General features: G+C 74.6%; 17 protein-coding genes. 8 read left to right on the top strand and 9 right to left on the bottom strand.

What is annotated here, in order from left to right; all coding sequences use genetic code 11:
* Positions 1-42: 42 nt before the first annotated feature.
* Positions 43-828, top strand: coding sequence for a DUF4253 domain-containing protein (locus tag ACSUPR_RS02590; protein ID WP_436889208.1), 786 nt, complete (start codon positions 43-45; stop codon positions 826-828).
* Positions 829-858: 30 nt separating this feature from the next.
* Here the strand turns inward: ACSUPR_RS02590 and ACSUPR_RS02595 are convergent, their stop codons facing one another.
* Both ACSUPR_RS02595 and ACSUPR_RS02600 read right to left on the bottom strand, forming a co-directional pair.
* A complete protein-coding gene (locus ACSUPR_RS02595; protein ID WP_436889210.1) occupies positions 859-1,401 on the bottom strand; it encodes an NUDIX domain-containing protein in 543 nt (180 codons plus the stop codon).
* An 88-nt stretch (positions 1,402-1,489) separates the two neighbouring features.
* Positions 1,490-2,131, bottom strand: coding sequence for a class I SAM-dependent methyltransferase (locus ACSUPR_RS02600; RefSeq protein ID WP_436889212.1), 642 nt, complete (start codon positions 2,129-2,131; stop codon positions 1,490-1,492).
* A 73-nt stretch (positions 2,132-2,204) separates the two neighbouring features.
* Here ACSUPR_RS02600 and ACSUPR_RS02605 point away from each other — a divergent pair, with 73 nt between their 5' ends.
* Positions 2,205-3,104: an NADP-dependent oxidoreductase gene (locus tag ACSUPR_RS02605; RefSeq protein WP_436889214.1), complete on the top strand. Its 900-nt coding sequence runs from the start codon at positions 2,205-2,207 to the stop codon at positions 3,102-3,104.
* A gap of 90 nt (positions 3,105-3,194) precedes the next feature.
* Here the strand turns inward: ACSUPR_RS02605 and ACSUPR_RS02610 are convergent, their stop codons facing one another.
* Complete coding sequence (locus ACSUPR_RS02610; protein ID WP_436889216.1) at positions 3,195-3,959, bottom strand: MerR family transcriptional regulator; 765 nt, start codon at positions 3,957-3,959, stop codon at positions 3,195-3,197.
* Between the two features lie 136 nt (positions 3,960-4,095).
* Between ACSUPR_RS02610 and ACSUPR_RS02615 the strand changes: the two genes are divergently transcribed.
* Positions 4,096-4,911: a thioesterase family protein gene (locus ACSUPR_RS02615; protein ID WP_436889218.1), complete on the top strand. Its 816-nt coding sequence runs from the start codon at positions 4,096-4,098 to the stop codon at positions 4,909-4,911.
* Between the two features lie 222 nt (positions 4,912-5,133).
* Here the strand turns inward: ACSUPR_RS02615 and ACSUPR_RS02620 are convergent, their stop codons facing one another.
* Entirely contained in the window at positions 5,134-5,895 is a 762-nt protein-coding gene (locus ACSUPR_RS02620; RefSeq protein ID WP_436889220.1) for a metallophosphoesterase, read from the bottom strand.
* Positions 5,896-6,000: 105 nt separating this feature from the next.
* Between ACSUPR_RS02620 and ACSUPR_RS02625 the strand changes: the two genes are divergently transcribed.
* Positions 6,001-6,603, top strand: a complete 603-nt coding sequence (locus ACSUPR_RS02625; protein WP_436889222.1) for a CGNR zinc finger domain-containing protein — start codon at positions 6,001-6,003, stop codon at positions 6,601-6,603.
* Between the two features lie 76 nt (positions 6,604-6,679).
* A complete protein-coding gene (locus tag ACSUPR_RS02630) occupies positions 6,680-7,120 on the top strand; it encodes a hypothetical protein (protein WP_436889224.1) in 441 nt (146 codons plus the stop codon).
* Here the strand turns inward: ACSUPR_RS02630 and ACSUPR_RS02635 are convergent.
* The 4 genes from ACSUPR_RS02635 to ACSUPR_RS02650 form a co-directional block, all read right to left on the bottom strand.
* Positions 7,099-7,992 (bottom strand): metal ABC transporter permease, encoded by an 894-nt coding sequence (locus ACSUPR_RS02635; protein WP_436889227.1) that lies wholly within the window; start codon positions 7,990-7,992, stop codon positions 7,099-7,101. The two genes, ACSUPR_RS02630 and ACSUPR_RS02635, sit on opposite strands and share 22 nt — an antisense overlap.
* The gene (locus ACSUPR_RS02640; protein ID WP_436889229.1) at positions 7,980-8,744 is read right to left on the bottom strand and encodes a metal ABC transporter ATP-binding protein; all 765 of its coding nucleotides are present in this window, start codon (positions 8,742-8,744) and stop codon (positions 7,980-7,982) included. Before ACSUPR_RS02640 ends, ACSUPR_RS02635 begins: the two co-directional genes overlap by 13 nt.
* Complete coding sequence (locus ACSUPR_RS02645) at positions 8,741-9,685, bottom strand: metal ABC transporter substrate-binding protein (RefSeq protein ID WP_436889231.1); 945 nt, start codon at positions 9,683-9,685, stop codon at positions 8,741-8,743. Before ACSUPR_RS02645 ends, ACSUPR_RS02640 begins: the two co-directional genes overlap by 4 nt.
* A 72-nt stretch (positions 9,686-9,757) precedes the next feature.
* On the bottom strand, positions 9,758-10,345 hold the full coding sequence (locus ACSUPR_RS02650; protein ID WP_436889233.1) for a hypothetical protein: 588 nt from the start codon (positions 10,343-10,345) through the stop codon (positions 9,758-9,760).
* A gap of 205 nt (positions 10,346-10,550) precedes the next feature.
* On the opposite strand from ACSUPR_RS02650, the gene ACSUPR_RS02655 reads away from it, so the two are divergent.
* The 3 genes from ACSUPR_RS02655 to ACSUPR_RS02665 are packed head-to-tail and all read left to right on the top strand — an operon-like array spanning position 10,551 to position 13,686.
* On the top strand, positions 10,551-12,299 hold the full coding sequence (locus ACSUPR_RS02655) for a protein kinase domain-containing protein (RefSeq protein ID WP_436889235.1): 1,749 nt from the start codon (positions 10,551-10,553) through the stop codon (positions 12,297-12,299).
* A 59-nt stretch (positions 12,300-12,358) separates the two neighbouring features.
* The gene (locus ACSUPR_RS02660; protein WP_436889237.1) at positions 12,359-12,838 is read left to right on the top strand and encodes a GbsR/MarR family transcriptional regulator; all 480 of its coding nucleotides are present in this window, start codon (positions 12,359-12,361) and stop codon (positions 12,836-12,838) included.
* Positions 12,835-13,686 (top strand): alpha/beta fold hydrolase, encoded by an 852-nt coding sequence (locus ACSUPR_RS02665; protein ID WP_436889239.1) that lies wholly within the window; start codon positions 12,835-12,837, stop codon positions 13,684-13,686. Before ACSUPR_RS02660 ends, ACSUPR_RS02665 begins: the two co-directional genes overlap by 4 nt.
* Positions 13,687-13,733: 47 nt before the next feature.
* Here the strand turns inward: ACSUPR_RS02665 and ACSUPR_RS02670 are convergent, their stop codons facing one another.
* Positions 13,734-15,731, bottom strand: a complete 1,998-nt coding sequence (locus ACSUPR_RS02670) for a cation:proton antiporter domain-containing protein (RefSeq protein WP_436889241.1) — start codon at positions 15,729-15,731, stop codon at positions 13,734-13,736.
* Positions 15,732-15,746: the final 15 nt, after the last annotated feature.

Here is a 15,746-nt window from a genome sequence, read left to right on the forward strand (position 1 = left end):
TGCCTGCGCGATCCCGTTCTCTCCCGAAATCGAAGGACCCCCATGGACCCCCAGGCCGACCTCTCCGTCCCGCTCCCGCCGGGCGGGCCCGCCCTCGCCGAGGACGACACCCCCGTGCTGTGGATCAGCGACGCCCCCGCCCCGCAGGGGCTGTGGCAGCGGCTGCGCGCCGCCCACGCGGAGTCGGGGTGGTGGCCGCTGCTGCTGGCCTCGATGAGCGACGGGGACGGCGACCGCCCCTGGGAGTCCGGGGAGCTGTGCCCCTCCGCGGAGGGCTCGATCGCCGACCACGACCCCGAGCGGGTGCTGGCCCAGGCCTGGCACGGGGCCACCTCGGTGGCTCCCGGGGACGACCACCTCGTCCCCGCCGAGCGCCTGGCCGTCACCGCGCCCTTCGGGGAGGAATGGCCCGGCCTCGCGCCCGAGATCGCGTGGACGCACGACCCGGACGAGGTCGCCGACCGCCGTGCCGACCGGCTGGCGGCCCGGCCGAACCCGCGCCTGGGCCTGGTGCGGGCCGCCTCCGGGGCCGAGGCGCTGAGCGTCATCGGCTGGGAGGGCGCGGTCGACCACGGCCTGGACATCAAGGCGATCTCGGCGGTGCTGGCCGACTGGGAGCGGCGCTTCGGCGCCCGCCTGGTGATGGCCGGATTCGACACGCTGGTGCTGACCACCGCCGTCGAGATCTCCGACAAGGAGACGGCGCTGCGGGTGGCGGCCGAGCACTTCGCGCTGTGCCCGGACAACGTGTGGCAGGGGCCGGGCTCGCTGGACTCCTACTCCGAGACCCTGATGGGCGGCGCCGCCTGGGGTTTCTGGTGGGACTAGGAACGGAACCGCGGGCGGTCCGGGGCGGCCTCACCCGGCCGGCCCGGTCCTCCTTCCCGCGGCCAGGAGGTAGAGCAGGGCGCCGACGGTGGTGGCGCTGACCAGGTCGCCCCGGGCGACGAGGGCGGGGACCTCGGCCAGCGGCACCCAGTCCAGGCGCTCGGACTCCCAGGTGTCGGTGGGCTCGCCCACGCGCACCGCGTCGTCGCTGACGAACACGTGGTGCTCACTGTCGGTGAGTCCGCTGGAGGGCTGCACCCGCAGCAGCGGCTCCAGGGTGCGCGGGCGCCATCCCGTCTCCTCCTCCGCCTCCCTGGCGGCGGCATCGCGGGGGTCCTCACCCTCGTGCACCCCGCCCATGGGGATCTCGTAGCCCCAGGTGTCGGTGATGAACCGGTGCCGCCACAGCAGCAGCACCCGGCCGCCGTCGCGCAGGACCGCCCCCGCGCCGCGGGGGCGGCGGATCAGCCGGTGGTCCAACCGCCGGCCGTCGGGGAGTTCGACGTCGGCGGCGCGAACGTCCAGCCACGGGTCGGTGTAGAGGGAGCGCTCCGAGTGGACGGTCCAGCGCACGGGCGGCTCACTTTCCAGTGTTTTCAGGCTTTATGTGTATTTTCCGGTTGAACTGTGCACCGCGTCCGCTCCGACGCGCCACCCCTTTTCAACGCTCGGAACGCCAGACCAGGGAGTGCCGCCAGAACAGGTGCCGCCGCAGCCGCACCCCCGGCAGCACCCGGCCGGCCTCGCGGGCGATCTCCGGCAGGGTCATGGCGGCCGGGGCGGTGCGGGCCGTCATCGAGGCCGGGCGCGGCCGGCGCCCGCGCGCCCAGGCCACGGCGAGGTTGGCCGGGACCGCCGCGGCACCCAGCAGGTGGTCGGTGAACCGGGACGGCTCGTGCACGCCCAGCACCAGCAGGGTCCCGCCCGGGGCCAGTCGGTCGCGCAGCCGCTCCAGGGTCGGGGCGAACGGCAGGTGGTGCAGCACCGCCACGCAGGTGATGACGTCGAAGGGCCCCTCGGGCAGGTCCGCGGCGGCGTCGGCCACCCGGAAGGACACCCCCGGGCGCTCCCCCGCCGCGAGCCGGGCCAGTTCGACCACGCGCGGGTCGGCGTCCACGCCGACCACCTCCTCGGCCCGGTCGGCCAGGGCCCGGACCAGGTCTCCGGTGCCGCAGCCCACGTCCAGGGCGCGGCGCACACGGGCGGGCACCCGCGCCAGCAGCCACCGGTGGTAGTGGGCGTTGTGGTCCCAGGGGCGGGCGTCGTTGAACCGGTCGATGGCGGCCGGGAGTCGTCCGGGCATGTCTCCTCGTTCGGGACGGGGGCCGGGTGGGCACGTTAGGTTAGGTCACCACTGGGACGAGAGGAACGACCCGATGCACGCTGTCCGCTTCGCCGAGTACGGTGACCCGTCGGTACTGACGGTCGAGGAGGCCGACCGGCCCGTGCCGGGCCCCGGGCAGGTGCGGGTGGCGGTCAAGGCCGCCGGGGTCAACCCCTTCGACGTCAAGGTGCGCTCGGGCGCGGTGCGCTTCGGGACCCTGCCGCGCGGCCTGGGATCGGAGGTCGCCGGGACGGTGGACGCCCTGGGCGAGGGCGTCTCCGACACGGCGGTGGGCGAGGCGGTGGCGGGCTGGGCGGCGACCGCCGGGTACGCCGAGTACGCGCTGGTGGGGACCTACGCGGCCAAGCCCGAGGAACTGGACTGGGCGCAGGCCGCGGCACTGCCGGTGGCCGGCGAGGCGGCGCTGCGCGCGCTGCGGGAGCTGGCGCCCGCCCGGGGCGAGACGCTGCTGGTGCACGGGGCGTCGGGCACCGTCGGGTCGATCGCGGTGCAGTTCGCGGTCGCCGGAGGGGTGACCGTCGTCGGCACGGCCGGGCAGGCGAACCTGGAGCGGGTGCGGGGGATGGGCGCCGCCCCCATCGCCTACGGCGAGGGGCTGGCCGACCGGGTGCGCGAGGCCGCCCCGCAGGGGGTGGACGCGGTGCTGGACGCCGCCGGGCACGGGGTGCTGCCGGACGCGATCGCGCTGCGCGGCGGCACCACCGAGCGGATCCTCACCCTGGCCGACGGGGCCGCCCAGGAGCTGGGGGTGCGCTTCTCCTCCGGCGGGGCGAGGGGGCAGACCCCCGAGGTGCTGCGCACCCTGCTGGACGCACAGGCGCAGGGGCGGCTGGTGCTGCCCGAGCCGCGGCTGATGAGCCTGGTCAACGCCGCCCGGGCGCACGCCGAGCTGGAGGCGCACGGGTCGGGCAAGATCGTCCTCATCCCCTGAGCGGGGCGGCGCCCGGGACGGCAGGACGCGGCGCCCCCGGCCCCGCGACGCGGTGTCGCGGCACCGGGGACGCCGCAGCGGCGGTCGGGCTCAGCCGCGCTCCCGGCGGTCGGCGTTGGCCGCGAAGGCCTCGCGCAGGTAGCGGCTCAGCCCCGGCGCGTGGGCGTCGATGGTGGCGGTGAACCGCTCGTCGTCGACGTACAGGGCGCCCAGGCCGCGGTGGATCTCGGTGGTGCAGTCGTAGAACCAGCGGGTGATGTACCCGCGGTGGCGCTCGGCCAGGTCCATGGCCCGCTCGCCGTCGGCGGGCGCGCCCTCGGCCATGGCGGCGGCCAGGGCCAGGTAGATCTCCTCCCCCTCGGCCTGGTTCCGCTTCCAGTCCTCCTTGGTGTAGGCGCTCACCCTGCGCTGGGACTGCGCGTAGGAGTCGCAGCCGCCCCAGCGGCGCTCGGCCTCGGCGGAGTGGGACTCCACGTCGAAGTCGCCGAAGAGTTCGAGGCGTTCCTCGGGGGTGATGTTCAGGTCCATGGTGTGTGCCTCCAGCAGGCGTTCCAGGCTGCGGGCCAGGTTGCGCAGCCGTTCGATGCGGTCTGTCACCAGGTCGTGCTGCCGCAGCAGGTGGGAGCGGGTGTCGGCGGCGGGGTCGTCGAGGATCTCGGCGATCTCCTCCAGACCGAAGCCCAGTTCCCGGTAGGTGAGGATGCGGCGCAGCCGCTCCAGGTCCCCGTCGCTGTAGCTGCGGTAGCCGGAGGGGGTTCGCCCGGCCGGGACGAGCAGCCCGATACGGTCGTAGTGGTGCAGGGTGCGCACGGTCTGCCCGCTCAGGCGGGCGACCTCGCCCACGGTGCGGCCCATCGGCCCTCCTCGTATCCGCGCAGGTGACGGGGTTCTCCCGACGCCTTCGACGCTAGAGCCTGACCTTGCGTCAGGGTCAAGCCGTTTCCCGGCGGCGGCGCCCCGGGGCAACTTACCGGCCGGTAACATTGGCGGCATGAGCCTTGACCCCACCGCCGAGGAATACCAGTTCGACCGCGACACGCGCGTGGAGAAGCTGGCCGACGGCGAGTTCGCAGCCACCCTCACCGACGCCTGGACCACCTTCACCTCGCACCCCAACGGCGGGTACATCCTGGGCACCGCGCTCAACGCGCTGCGCCAGAACCTGGGGCAGCCCGACCCGCTGGCCGTCTCCGCGTTCTTCCTGCGCCCCGCCGCACCGGGCCCGGCGACCGCCCGCACCGAGGTGGTCCGCGAGGGCCGCCGCACCGCCACCGGCCAGGTGGTCCTGGAGCAGAACGGCAAGGAGGTCCTGCGCGCCACCGCCACCTACGGGGACCTCACCCCGGACCCGCGGGCCCGGGTGCTGACCCTGGACACCCCGCCCGACCTGCCCGCCCCCGAGGACTGCCCCGTCCCCGCGGAGTTCGCCAACAGGCCCGACGGGCTCGGCATCGCCCACAGCGTCGAGTACCGCTACCCCGCCCGGCCCGGATGGCTCGACGGCCGCAAGGACGGCCGCCCGCACGCCGAGTTCTGGATGCGCTTCGCCGACGGCCGCGAGCCCGACACCCACGCCCTGCCCGCCATGGTCGACTTCGCCCCGCCCGCGGTCCTGGAGATCGGCGAGTTCACGACCATCACCGTCGAACTGAGCGTCCACGTGCGCGCCCGGCCGGCTCCCGGGTGGCTGGCCTGCCGCGTCTTCACCAAGCACGTCGCCGGCGGCCTGCACGAGGAGGACATGGAGATCTGGGACTCCAGCGGCACCCTCGTCGCCCAGTGCCGCCAGCTCGCCATGCTCCTGTGACCCTCGGATCCGCCCGACCGGGCCCGGCGACTCCCCCGGCTCGCCTAGAATCCCAACGGGTCTGACGGCGCCCGGCCCGACCTGCCCGGAACCGTCGGACCGGGAGGAGACCCGATCAGGTCGCGCCTGCGCGACCACCGGTTCGGTCGGGGACCTTCCGCTCACCGGGGCCGCCACCGACTCGTGGCGGCCCCCACGTGCGCCCGGCCCCGGCCCGCGCGCTCAGGCCTCCGCCCCGGCCCGCATCACCGCGCGGAAGTGCGTGCTCAGCCGCTGGTCGTCGTCCAGCAGGTGGAAGGCCACCCCCGGCGGCTGCGTGCGGTCGATGACCGGCTCCCCCTCCCAGGGCATGCGCAGCGTCCACGTCACCCCGGGCGCCAGCAGCAGGGGCCGCCCCGCGAACATGGTGGCCCCGCCGGTGTGCATGTGGCCCACCAGGATGCCCGCGACCCGGGGGTGGGCGTGCAGCAGGCCGGCCAGGTCGTCGGCGTTGCCCAGCCGCATCGAGTCCGGCAGCGGGTGGTGCATGCGCACCGGCGGGTGGTGGAACGCCAGCAGCGCCGGAACACCCTCGGGCAGCCCGCTCAGCGTCTCGTTGATCCACACCAGCGTGGCCGTGTCCAGCCTCCCCCCGTCCTCGCCCGGGATGGTGGAGTCGCAGGCCAGCACGGCCGCCCCCGCCACGTGGTGCACCCGGTTGAACGGCTCCGCCGAGGCCTCCTCCCCCAGCAGGCCGGTGCGCAGCCCCGCCCGGTCGTCGTGGTTGCCCGGGCAGACGATCACCGGGAACGGCAGGTCCAGCAGCCGGGCGGCCTCCTCGTACTCCTCGCGCGCCGGGGTGTCGGCGATGTCCCCGCTGACCAGCAGCGCGTCCGGGGCCTGCGGCAGGTCGCGCAGGTAGGCCACGGTGCGCTCGGCGCGCTCGGTGGCACGTTCCGAACCGTCCAGGTGCAGGTCGCTGATGTGCGCGAGAAGAAGAGTCATCGGGGTCCCTTCCGGATTCACCGGAGACGAATTTCTAACGGATAAGTTAGTGTTAACCGTTAGAACGCTAGCCCGTGGGAAAGGATGCGGGCAAGTGGGGTTGCGGTGAACGAACGGGGGATCATGGACGGCCGACTCGCGCTGGAACTGGCCGGGACGATCCGCCACGACGGGTCCGGCGGGACCGCCGACGACCTGGACGGGGCCGACCGCACCGCGCACTGGCTGGCCGCCGTCGGCGACCTGCTGCCCGGCGGCGCGCTCCCGGAGGTCGACGAGGAGCTGCACGCACAGGTGGTGACGCTGCGCGGGGCTGTGCGCGCGCTGTTCGCCCGGGCGGTCGCCCCGACACCGCCCAGCTCCGCCGACCCCCACCTGCTGCCCCCGGCCCAGGAGGCGCTGGTCCTGCTCAACGCGGCCGCGGCCCGCCAACCGGTGGTGCCCCGGCTGCGCTGGGAGGGGCAGGACGTGCCCACGGTGGAGTTCGCGCCCGGCGGCGGCTGCCCGGACACGGTGGCGGCGCTGGCCCGCGCGGCCATCGCCTTCCTGGAGGGGCCCGACCGCGAGCGGCTGCGCGTGTGCACCGCCCCGCGCTGCGTGCGCTACTTCGTGCAGGCCCACGGGCGCCAGCAGTGGTGCGGCACCTCCTGCGGCAACCGCGCCAGGGCCGCCCGCCACTACCGCCGCCACGCCGCCGCCCGCCCCTGAGGACCCCGGGACCCGGCACGGGCCGCCGGATCCGCCCGCACGCCCGAATGTCTCGCGCATGCGCTGTACTGGCCCCATGCCGATCTACGACTACCTCGCGGCCGCCGACGACACCGCCGCCGCCTCCCTGCTGGAGGCCGACCTCGACGACGCCGGGGTGCCCTGGCTGTTCACCAAGGGCGTCGACCCCGCCGTCGAACCGAACGGGCTGGAGGCGGCCCTGGCCGGGCCGCCCGCCCCCGGGGCGGGCCCGGACCCGCGGGCGGCGGCACTGCTCACCGACCCCGGGCACGAGGGCAGGTGGATGCTCACCCTCACCGACCGGCTGCGCGACGCCCTGGCCGAAGCCTCCGCGCAGGACCTGGCGCGGGCCGCCGCCGTGTGGGCGGCGCGGGAGGACCTCTTCCCCGGCGGCGCCGACACCCCGGGGCCGGCGGACTTCGTCGAAGGGCTCGCCGGCCTGGCCCGCACCGCGGCCTCCCGCGGGCACCGCCTCTACTGCCGCGCGGTCCTCTGACCCGCGGCGGTCGCCGCCAGCCGGCGGCGACGGCGGCCCAGCACCCCGTGCAGCGGGGAGAAGAGGTAGGCCAGGGCGAACGCCGCCGCCTGCGCCAGCACCACGCACCCGCCGGTGGACACGTTCAGGTGGTAGCTGGTGAACACCCCCGCCACCGCCGCGACCACGGCCACCCCCACCGAGATCGCCAGCATCCGCTCGAACCGGTCGGTGAGCAGGTACGCGGTCGCGCCGGGGATGATCACCATGGCCACCACCAGGATGATCCCCACCGCCTGGAGCGCCACCACCACGGTCACCGAGAGCAGCCCCAGCAGCAGGGCCTCCAGCAGGCGCGGGTCGATCCCGAGGGCGTGGGCGTGCACCCGGTCGAACGCGTACAGGGTCAGGTCGCGGTGCTTGAACCACACCACGCCCAGCACCACCGCCGCCAGCACCAGGATCTGGAGGATGTCGGCGTCGGTCACCCCCAGCACGTTCCCGAACAGGATGTGTCCCAGGTCGGTCTGGCTGGGCACCGCCGACACCAGCACCAGCCCCAGCGCGAACATCGCGGTGAACACCACCCCGATGACCGCGTCCTCCTTGACCCGGGAGGTGCGGTTGACCAGCCCGATCAGCGCCACCGAGCCGGTGCCGAACACCAGGGCGCCCAGGGCGAAGGGCAGTCCGAACACGTACGACAGCACCACCCCCGGCAGTACCGCGTGGGAGACCGCGTCACCCATGAGGGACCAGCCCACCAGGGTCATCCAGCACGAGAGCACCGCGCACACCACGCCGGCCACCACGGCCACCAGCAGGGCCCGGCGGACGAAGTCGAACTGCATCGGCACCGCGAACCAGTCGTTGACGGCGATCAGCGCGTCCACGGCTCCCCCTCCTGGACGTGGACGCCGAAGGCCTCCATGACGGTCTCCGGGCGCAGCACCTCGTCGGGTGCGCCCCGGGCGATGACGCGCCGCTGCAGCAGCACCGCCTCGTCGCACAGCCCCGGCACCTGCGCCAGGTCGTGGGTGGACAGCAGCAGGGTGCGGCCCTCGTCGCGCAGCCTGCGCAGCAGAGCGGAGATGGTGGCCTCCGATCCCTTGTCCACCCCGGCGAAGGGCTCGTCGAGCAGCAGCACGTCCGCCCCCTGGGCCAGGGCGCGGGCCACGAAGGCGCGTTTGCGCTGGCCGCCCGAGAGCGCGCCGATGCGGCGTTCGGCCAGGCCGGTCAGGTCGGTGCGCTCCAGCGCCCGCTCCACGGCCTCGCGGTCGGCGGGGCGGGGACGGCGGCGCAGGCCCATGTGCCCGTAGCGGCCCATCATGACGACGTCGCGCACGCTCACCGGGAAGTCCCAGTCGACCTGCTCGGCCTGGGGCACGTACCCCACCAGGCCCCTGCGGCGGGCGGTGGCGCCGTCCAGGCCCAGCAGCCGCACCCGGCCCCGGTCGGCGCGGACCAGGCCCAGGACGGTCTTGAACAGGGTGGACTTGCCCGAGCCGTTGGTCCCCAGCAGTCCGCAGATCCGGCCCGTTCCCACGGTGAGGGAGACCCCGTCCAGGGCGAGCACGTCGCCGTAGTGGACGGTGGCGTCGACGACCTCGATGGCGGGCGCCCCCGGGGGCGCGCCGGCGCTCACGGCCGGGCCCCGGAGAGTCCGGCCACGATGGTCTCGGCGTCGTGGCGCAGCAGGTCCAGGTAGGTGGGCACGGGCCCGCCCTCCTCCGACAGGGAGTCCACGTACAGGGGGCCGGCGAGTTCGGCGCCGGTCTCGCGGGCGACCGAGCGCTGGGTGCCGTCGTTGACGGTGCTCTCGCAGAACACCGCGGGCACCCCGTTGTCCTCGACGAACCGGGTGACCTCGGCGATGCGCCGCGGGGTCGCCTCGCTCTCGGCGTTGACCGGCCAGAGGTACATCTCGGTGAGCCCGGCGTCCCTGGCCAGGTAGGAGAAGGCGCCCTCGCAGGTGACCAGGGCGCGGGCGGGCTCGGGAACGGCGGCCAGCTCCTGTCGCAGGTAGTCGCCGACCTCGGTGATCTCGGCCTTGTAGGCGTCGGCGGCGGCGGTGTAGTCGGCCTCCCCCGCGGGGTCGAGTCCGACCAGCGCGTCGCGGATGTTGTCGACGTAGACGAGGGCGTTGTCGGGGGACATCCAGGCGTGGGGGTTGGGCTCGCCCTCGTGGTCGCCGGAGGAGATGGGGATGGTCTCCACGCCTTCGGACAGGACGGCGGTGGGGGCGTCCACGCGCTCGGTGAACCGGGCGGACCAGGCCTCCAGGCCCAGGCCGTTCTCCAGGATGAGGTCGGCCCCCTGGCCTCGGACGAGGTCGTCGGGGACGGGCTCGTAGCCGTGGACCTCGGTTCCGGGGCGGGTCAGGGAGGCGACCCGGACACGGTCTCCGGCGACGTTCCCGGCCATGTCGGCCAGGACGGTGAAGGTGGTCAGGACCAGCGGGCGGCCGTCGTCGTCCGCACCGCCCGAGGACCCGGCGGAGGGGGTGCAGGCGGTCAGGGCCAGGACCAGGGCGAGCGATGCGGCGCCCCAGCTTTTCAAAGGCGTCCAATCTCCAAAGTTCGGCACACCTAACTTTTTACCATGTGCGAGGCGAACTATGCGTGGCGGCAGCGGCGAGCCTTCTTCCGGGACCGGGGCCTACGGCCGCGCGGCGCCCATGAGCACCAGGGGGACGGTGATCAGCAGCGCGACCACCGCCAGGAGACAGAGCACCGAAAGGAGGTACCATCCGCCGTCCCCCTCCCTCTCGGCCTCCCGGACGGTCGCCCGACAGCCCAGAGCGCAGGCCGCCGCCAGCGCCACGGGGCGGGCCACCTGCATCACCACCAGCTCCCGGGCCATCGGGGGTCCGGCGAGCATGAACGAGCCCAGGCCCAGGTCGGGCAGGACCGACACCGTCGCGCCCACCAGGGTCAGCGTGCACAGCACCGCGACACGCCCCCTGAACGGCGGCCCCTCCTCCTTGAAGCACGCGTACACCACGGCGCCGAACGCGATCGCGCCCAGCACGAAGGGGATGAACCCGCCCATGGCCACGAAGACCGCCATCCCGACCGACCACGACGGCCCGGACCGCGCGGCGGCGGGAAGGAAGAACAGGTAGGGCAGGGAGGCGGCCATGACCGAGAGCAGGGTCGTCGCGAGGAGGAGGCCCCCTCCCGGCGCCGAGCCGGCCGCCGGTCCCCCGGAGGGACCGGGGAGGGCAGGGGGTGTTCCGTCCGCCATGGGGATTCCTCCGGAGAGTCGGGGAGAGGGGCTCCGTCCCCTGCTTCGAAGCCGGCGCGGCGCCGCGGGTTCCGGGAAAGGCCGGAACCGGTCGGCGGCGCGGTCGGCACCGGTCCGGGCCGAGCGCGCATCTCAATAGAATCGTCACCCGGCCCGCCCCCCGTGCGCGCCGCTGTTCACGACGGTCCGCACCCGAGGGAGCCCCATGGGGTCCGAAGCCGAATCCGAGCGCCTGCTGCGCGAGCGCTACCGCCTCACCGAGGAACTCGGCCGGGGCGGGATGGGACGGGTCTGGAAGGCCCACGACGAAGGCCTCAACCGCACCGTCGCCATCAAGGAGATCCTGCCGGACCCCGGTCTGAGCGAGGACGAGCGGGCCCGCGCCGCCGCCCGCGCCCGCCGCGAGGCCCAGGCCGCCGCGATGGGGTCCCACCCCAACATCGTCACCGTCCACGACATCTTCGAGGAGGACGGCCGCCCCTGGATCGTCATGGAGTTCCTCACCGGCTGCTCCCTGTTCGATCTGGTCCGGCGCGAGGGCGTGCGCCCGGCACCGGAGATCGCCCGGTGGGGCCTGGACCTGGTCGGCGCCCTGGACACCGCCCACCGGCAGGGCATCACCCACCGCGACGTCAAGCCCGAGAACGTCATGGTGACCGACGACGGGCGGGTCGTGCTCACCGACTTCGGCATCGCGACCATCGCCGACACCGCCTCCCTCACCCAGACCGTCGGGATCATGGGCTCCCCCGCCTACCTGGCCCCCGAGCGGCTGTCGAACGGGCCCGCCACCCCCGCGGGCGACCTGTGGTCGCTGGGGGCGACCCTGTACCACGCGGCCACCGGCATCTCCCCGTTCCGCCGGGAGGGGGTCCCGGCGACCCTCAACGCCATCCTCAACCAGGAACCGGCGGAGCGGCTGGCGCCGGGGGCGCTGCGCGAGGCGGTCCACGGGCTGCTCACCAAGGATCCCGCGCGGCGCCTGGACGCCGAGCGGTGCCGGGCCCTGCTGTCGGCCGCGGCGGAGCCCCCCGCGCCGAGCGCCGCCCGGGCGCACCCCTCCGGCGCCCAGGCCTCCCCGGTGGCGCCGCAGGTGCCCCTCCCCGGGCCCACGGCACCGCGGGGCCCCCTGGGGCCCCTCCCGGCCGCGCCCCACCCGCCCGCGACGACACCGCCCGGGGGAGCGGTCCCCCGTCCCCTCCCGGCGGCCGCGGGCGCCGACGGCACCCGCCGGACAGCCCTCACCGACGCGTTCGTCCCGCCCCGGCCCGCCCGGCGCGGCGGCCGGCTGTCGTGGCCCATGGTGGTCCTGGCCCTGGGCCTGGCCCTCGTGGTGGCCGGGGCCACCCTGGTGGTCGTCATGGACCCCTGGAGCGCCCCCGCCGGGACGGCCCTGTCCGGCACGGGGAACGACGCCTCCGACGGGACACCCCGGGCGGATGCGTCCGCCGCCGGCGCGTCGGGCGAGGACGCGGCGGTCTCGCAGGAGCCGCAGGAGCCGCAGGGCCCGCCCGGGTACAGCGGCACGACCTGGAGCGAGGACCCCGAGGGGTTCACCGTCCTGGTGCCCGACGGGTGGATCCGGCGCGTGTCGGGGGCCAGCGTCTTCTACGACGCCCCGGACTCGGGCGCCTACCTCCAGGTCGACCGGACCGCGCACCCCACCGACGACGAGTACCGGCACGTCCTGGACCAGGAGCAGACGACGGACGGGCGGCTGGAGGAGTACGAGCGGATCCGGATCGAGGACGTCACCGACCGCACCCCCTTCCACTCGGCCGCCGACTGGGAGTTCTCCTGGACCACCGAGGGACGGGAGCGCCGGGTGCTGGCCCGCAACATCGCCGTCTCCCCCGGCGTGCACTACACCGTGGTCTGGGCCGCCCCCACCGACGTGTGGTTCGACCAGGGGGACATGCGCACGGCCGTCCTGGACTCCTTCGAGCCCGCCTGATCCACCGTCCCGGATTTCCGTCATTGCAGTCATGACTGCAATGACGGTAACGTGGTCGGATGAACGCCCCGACCGACGACGAGTCCGCCTTCGTGGACGAGGTCGCCGAATTCTTCGCCCGCGAGGGCCTGCCCCTCATCTCCGGCCGCGTGGTCGGCTGGCTGCTGATCTGCGATCCCCCCGAGCAGAGCCCGGCCCGGATCGCCGAGGCCCTCCAGGTCAGCCGCAGCTCCCTGAGCACCGCCGCCCGCCTGCTCACCCCGAGCGGCCTGGTCGAGACCGTGCGCAGGCCCGGCGACCGCAACGCCTACCTGCGCATCTCCCCCGACGGGTGGAGCCGCATGCTGGAGCGCCGCTACGCCCAGGCCGCCGGTTTCCGCGAGGTCACCGAACACGGGCTGCGCGTCCTGCGGGACGCCTCCCCCCAGCGCCGCGAGCGCCTGGCCAACGTCAACGAGCTGTACCGGTTCCTGGAGTCGGAGCTGCCCGACCTCTTCCGCCGCTGGCAGGAGACCAGGGGGAAGGACCCCGCACCGTGACCGGCGACCCCTTCCAGCGCACCGTCATCAACCGCCCCGAGGGGCCCCTCAGCGTCGCCGTCGCGGGCGAAGGGGGGACACCGGTCGTCCTGCTCAGCGGCGCCGGACAGGACAACGCCCTGCTGAGCTGGCGGCACCTGCTGCCCGCCCTGGCCCGGGACCGCCGGGTGCTCGCCCCCGACTGGCCCAAGCAGGGCCGCAGCCGCCCCTGGAGCGGCACCGCCGACCACGGTGCGCTGCTGGGTGTCATCGACACCGTCCTGGACCACTTCGCCCTGGAGCGGGTCGCCCTGGTCGGCCTCTCCCAGGGCGGCGCGCTCACCCTGTCCTACGCCGTCGAGCGCCCCGACCGGGTGGAGCGACTGGTGGCGATCGCGCCCGCCGGGACACTCTCCTTCCCGCCGGTGGTGCACCAGCTGCTGTGGCTCACCGCCCGCAGCCGGTTCCTCAACACGACCCTGCCGGGGCTGATGATGCGCTCGCGTTCAGGCGTGGAGCGGTTCGTGCGCTCCGCGCTGGTCCCCGGACCGGTGGAGGACTTCGACTCCATCGTCGACGAGGTCCTGGAGGAGGTCCGGGCCAACGGGGCGGGCTCCTCGGACTGGCAGAACGCCTCCATCGGCTTCACCCGCATGAACGTGGACCTGCGCCCGCGCCTGGGCGAGATCTCCTGCCCGGCGCTGTTCGTCCAGGGCGACCGCGACATCGGGGTGAGTCCCGGACGCACCGCCGAGGCGGCCGCCGCCGTGCCCGGCGCCCGGCTGGAGGTGATCGAGGGCGCGGGGCACTGGGTCACCCGCCAGTGCCCCGCCCGGGTGGAGGAGCTGGTCCGCGGCTTCCTGGGCTGAGGCCCGGCGCCCGGCCCCGCCGCACCGTCCGTTCGCGCCCCCGGGGGTCAGGGGCGGGCGGCGGGGTCTGCGGCCGGCTCGATCAGGGTCGAGTCCAGGAAGCACCACGCCCAGCCCTCCCCCGGCTCGACGGAGCGGGCGATGGGGTGGCCCGTGCCGTCGGCGTGCGAGCGCGCGTGCCGCCCCGGCGAGTCGTCGCAGCAGCCCACGAACCCGCAGAAGGTGCACATCCGCAGGTGCACCCAGTCGCGGCCGCCCCGCTGCAGGCACTCGGTGCAGCCCGCGCTCTTGGGCAGGACCGGCCGGACCGTGTCGATGTGCGCGCAGTCCGTTGCGGGGTCGGGGTCGAAGGTCTCGATGCCGGTCGGGTCGGGGCGCCCCGGTTCGACGTGCCCGATGCCCAGCAGGTCCAGGACGGCGCGCCCCAGCGGCTCGGTCACCGCCCGGTTGGTGTCCACGACCCTGGAGACCTCCGCGCCGTGCAGGCCGGGGACGTCCGGGGCGTCGGTCGGCCGCACCACGATCGGGACGCCGGGTGCGAAACCGCCCAGGATGTGGGCGATGTGGGTGCTCTCCTCGGCGGTGTTCTCGGCGATGACGATGAGCCGGACGTCGTCCATGCCGACCTCGTGCAGGACGCTCTCCTTGGTGGCCTCGCCGAGCACGACCGTGTGCCCGAAGGACTCGGCGTCGGCGGCGAGGTCGGGGTTGAGCGTGGTGACCGTGACCGGGACGTCGTTGACCACCAGGTAGTGGCCCAGGTTGCGGGCGGCGGGGCCCCAGCCGGCCAGCAGCACGCGGTCCCCGCCGCCGCTTCCGGCCGCGGTCGCGTCCGGGGCGGGAGCGCTCGACCGGGGGGCCGGGGCCAGCCGGCGGGCGAGGGCCTCCCCGAGCGCGCCGAGCGCGGGGGTGAGCGTCATCAGCACGACGGTCACGGCGACCAGCAGCTGGCCGCCCTGCTCGCCCAGACCCGCGGGGGTGAGCCCGTACTCCGCGCCCGCCTGCTGCAGGACGAAGGAGAACTCGCCGATCTGCGCCAGCAGGAACGCGGCGCTCACGGCGGTGGCCGCACCGGTCCCGAGCACCGCGACCGACACCGCGGCCGTCACCGCCTTGACCGCCACCACGGCCAGCGCCGCGAGCAGCACGACCCACCACAGCCGGACCAGCACGGACAGGTCGAGCAGCATCCCGATGGAGACGAAGAAGACCGCGCTGAAGATCATCTGGAGCGGCATGATCTCGCTGAGCGCGTGGGCGCTGTGCCGCGACTCGCTCAGCACCATGCCCGCGAGGAAGGCCCCCAGGGCGTTGCTGACCCCGGCCAGGGAGGTCAGGTAGGCCACACCCAGGGCGATCGCCACGATGGTCAGCAGGAAGACCTCCGGCGAGCACAGCCGCGCCACCCGCTCCAGCAGCGGCGGCATGACCTTGCGCGCGATGACGATGACGCCGACCAGGACCAGGGCGGCGGTCCCCAGAGCCCGGACGATGCCCGGGAGGCCGCTGTTCTCCCCGCCCAGGAGCGGGATCAGCAGCACCATGACGATGACGGCGAGGTCCTGGAGGATGAGCGTGCCCACGGCGGCCTGGCCGACGGGCCGACGGGTGAGGCCCTTGGCCGCGACCACCTTCAGCACGATCGCCGTGGAGGACAGTGCGACCAGGAAGCCGGTGAAGACCCCGGCCCGCCAGTCCACACCGAACAGGACGGCGAGCCCGGTCACGACCAGGGTCGTCAGCACCACCTGGGCGCTGCCCCCGCCCAGCACGAAGCGCCTGATCCGGGCCAGGCGCTCGACCGAGAACTCCACACCGATGGTGAAGAGCAGCAGCATCACGCCGATGTCGGCGGCGCTGCGGACGACCTCCTCGTCTGCGACGAACCCCAGCTGGTGGGGGCCGATGACGATGCCGGCCAGCAGGAAGCCCACGATGGGGACCACCCTGAGCCGGACGAACAGCGCGCCGATCAGTCCGGCCGCCACGAGCAGAGCCACGATCGGGCCGAGGTAGACCGGGGCTTCCCCCGCCGCGAGGATCAAGATGGGCCTTCTTTC

It is taken from the genome of Nocardiopsis dassonvillei, from assembly GCF_964273065.1.
Classification (GTDB): Bacteria; Actinomycetota; Actinomycetes; order Streptosporangiales; family Streptosporangiaceae; genus Nocardiopsis; species Nocardiopsis dassonvillei_B.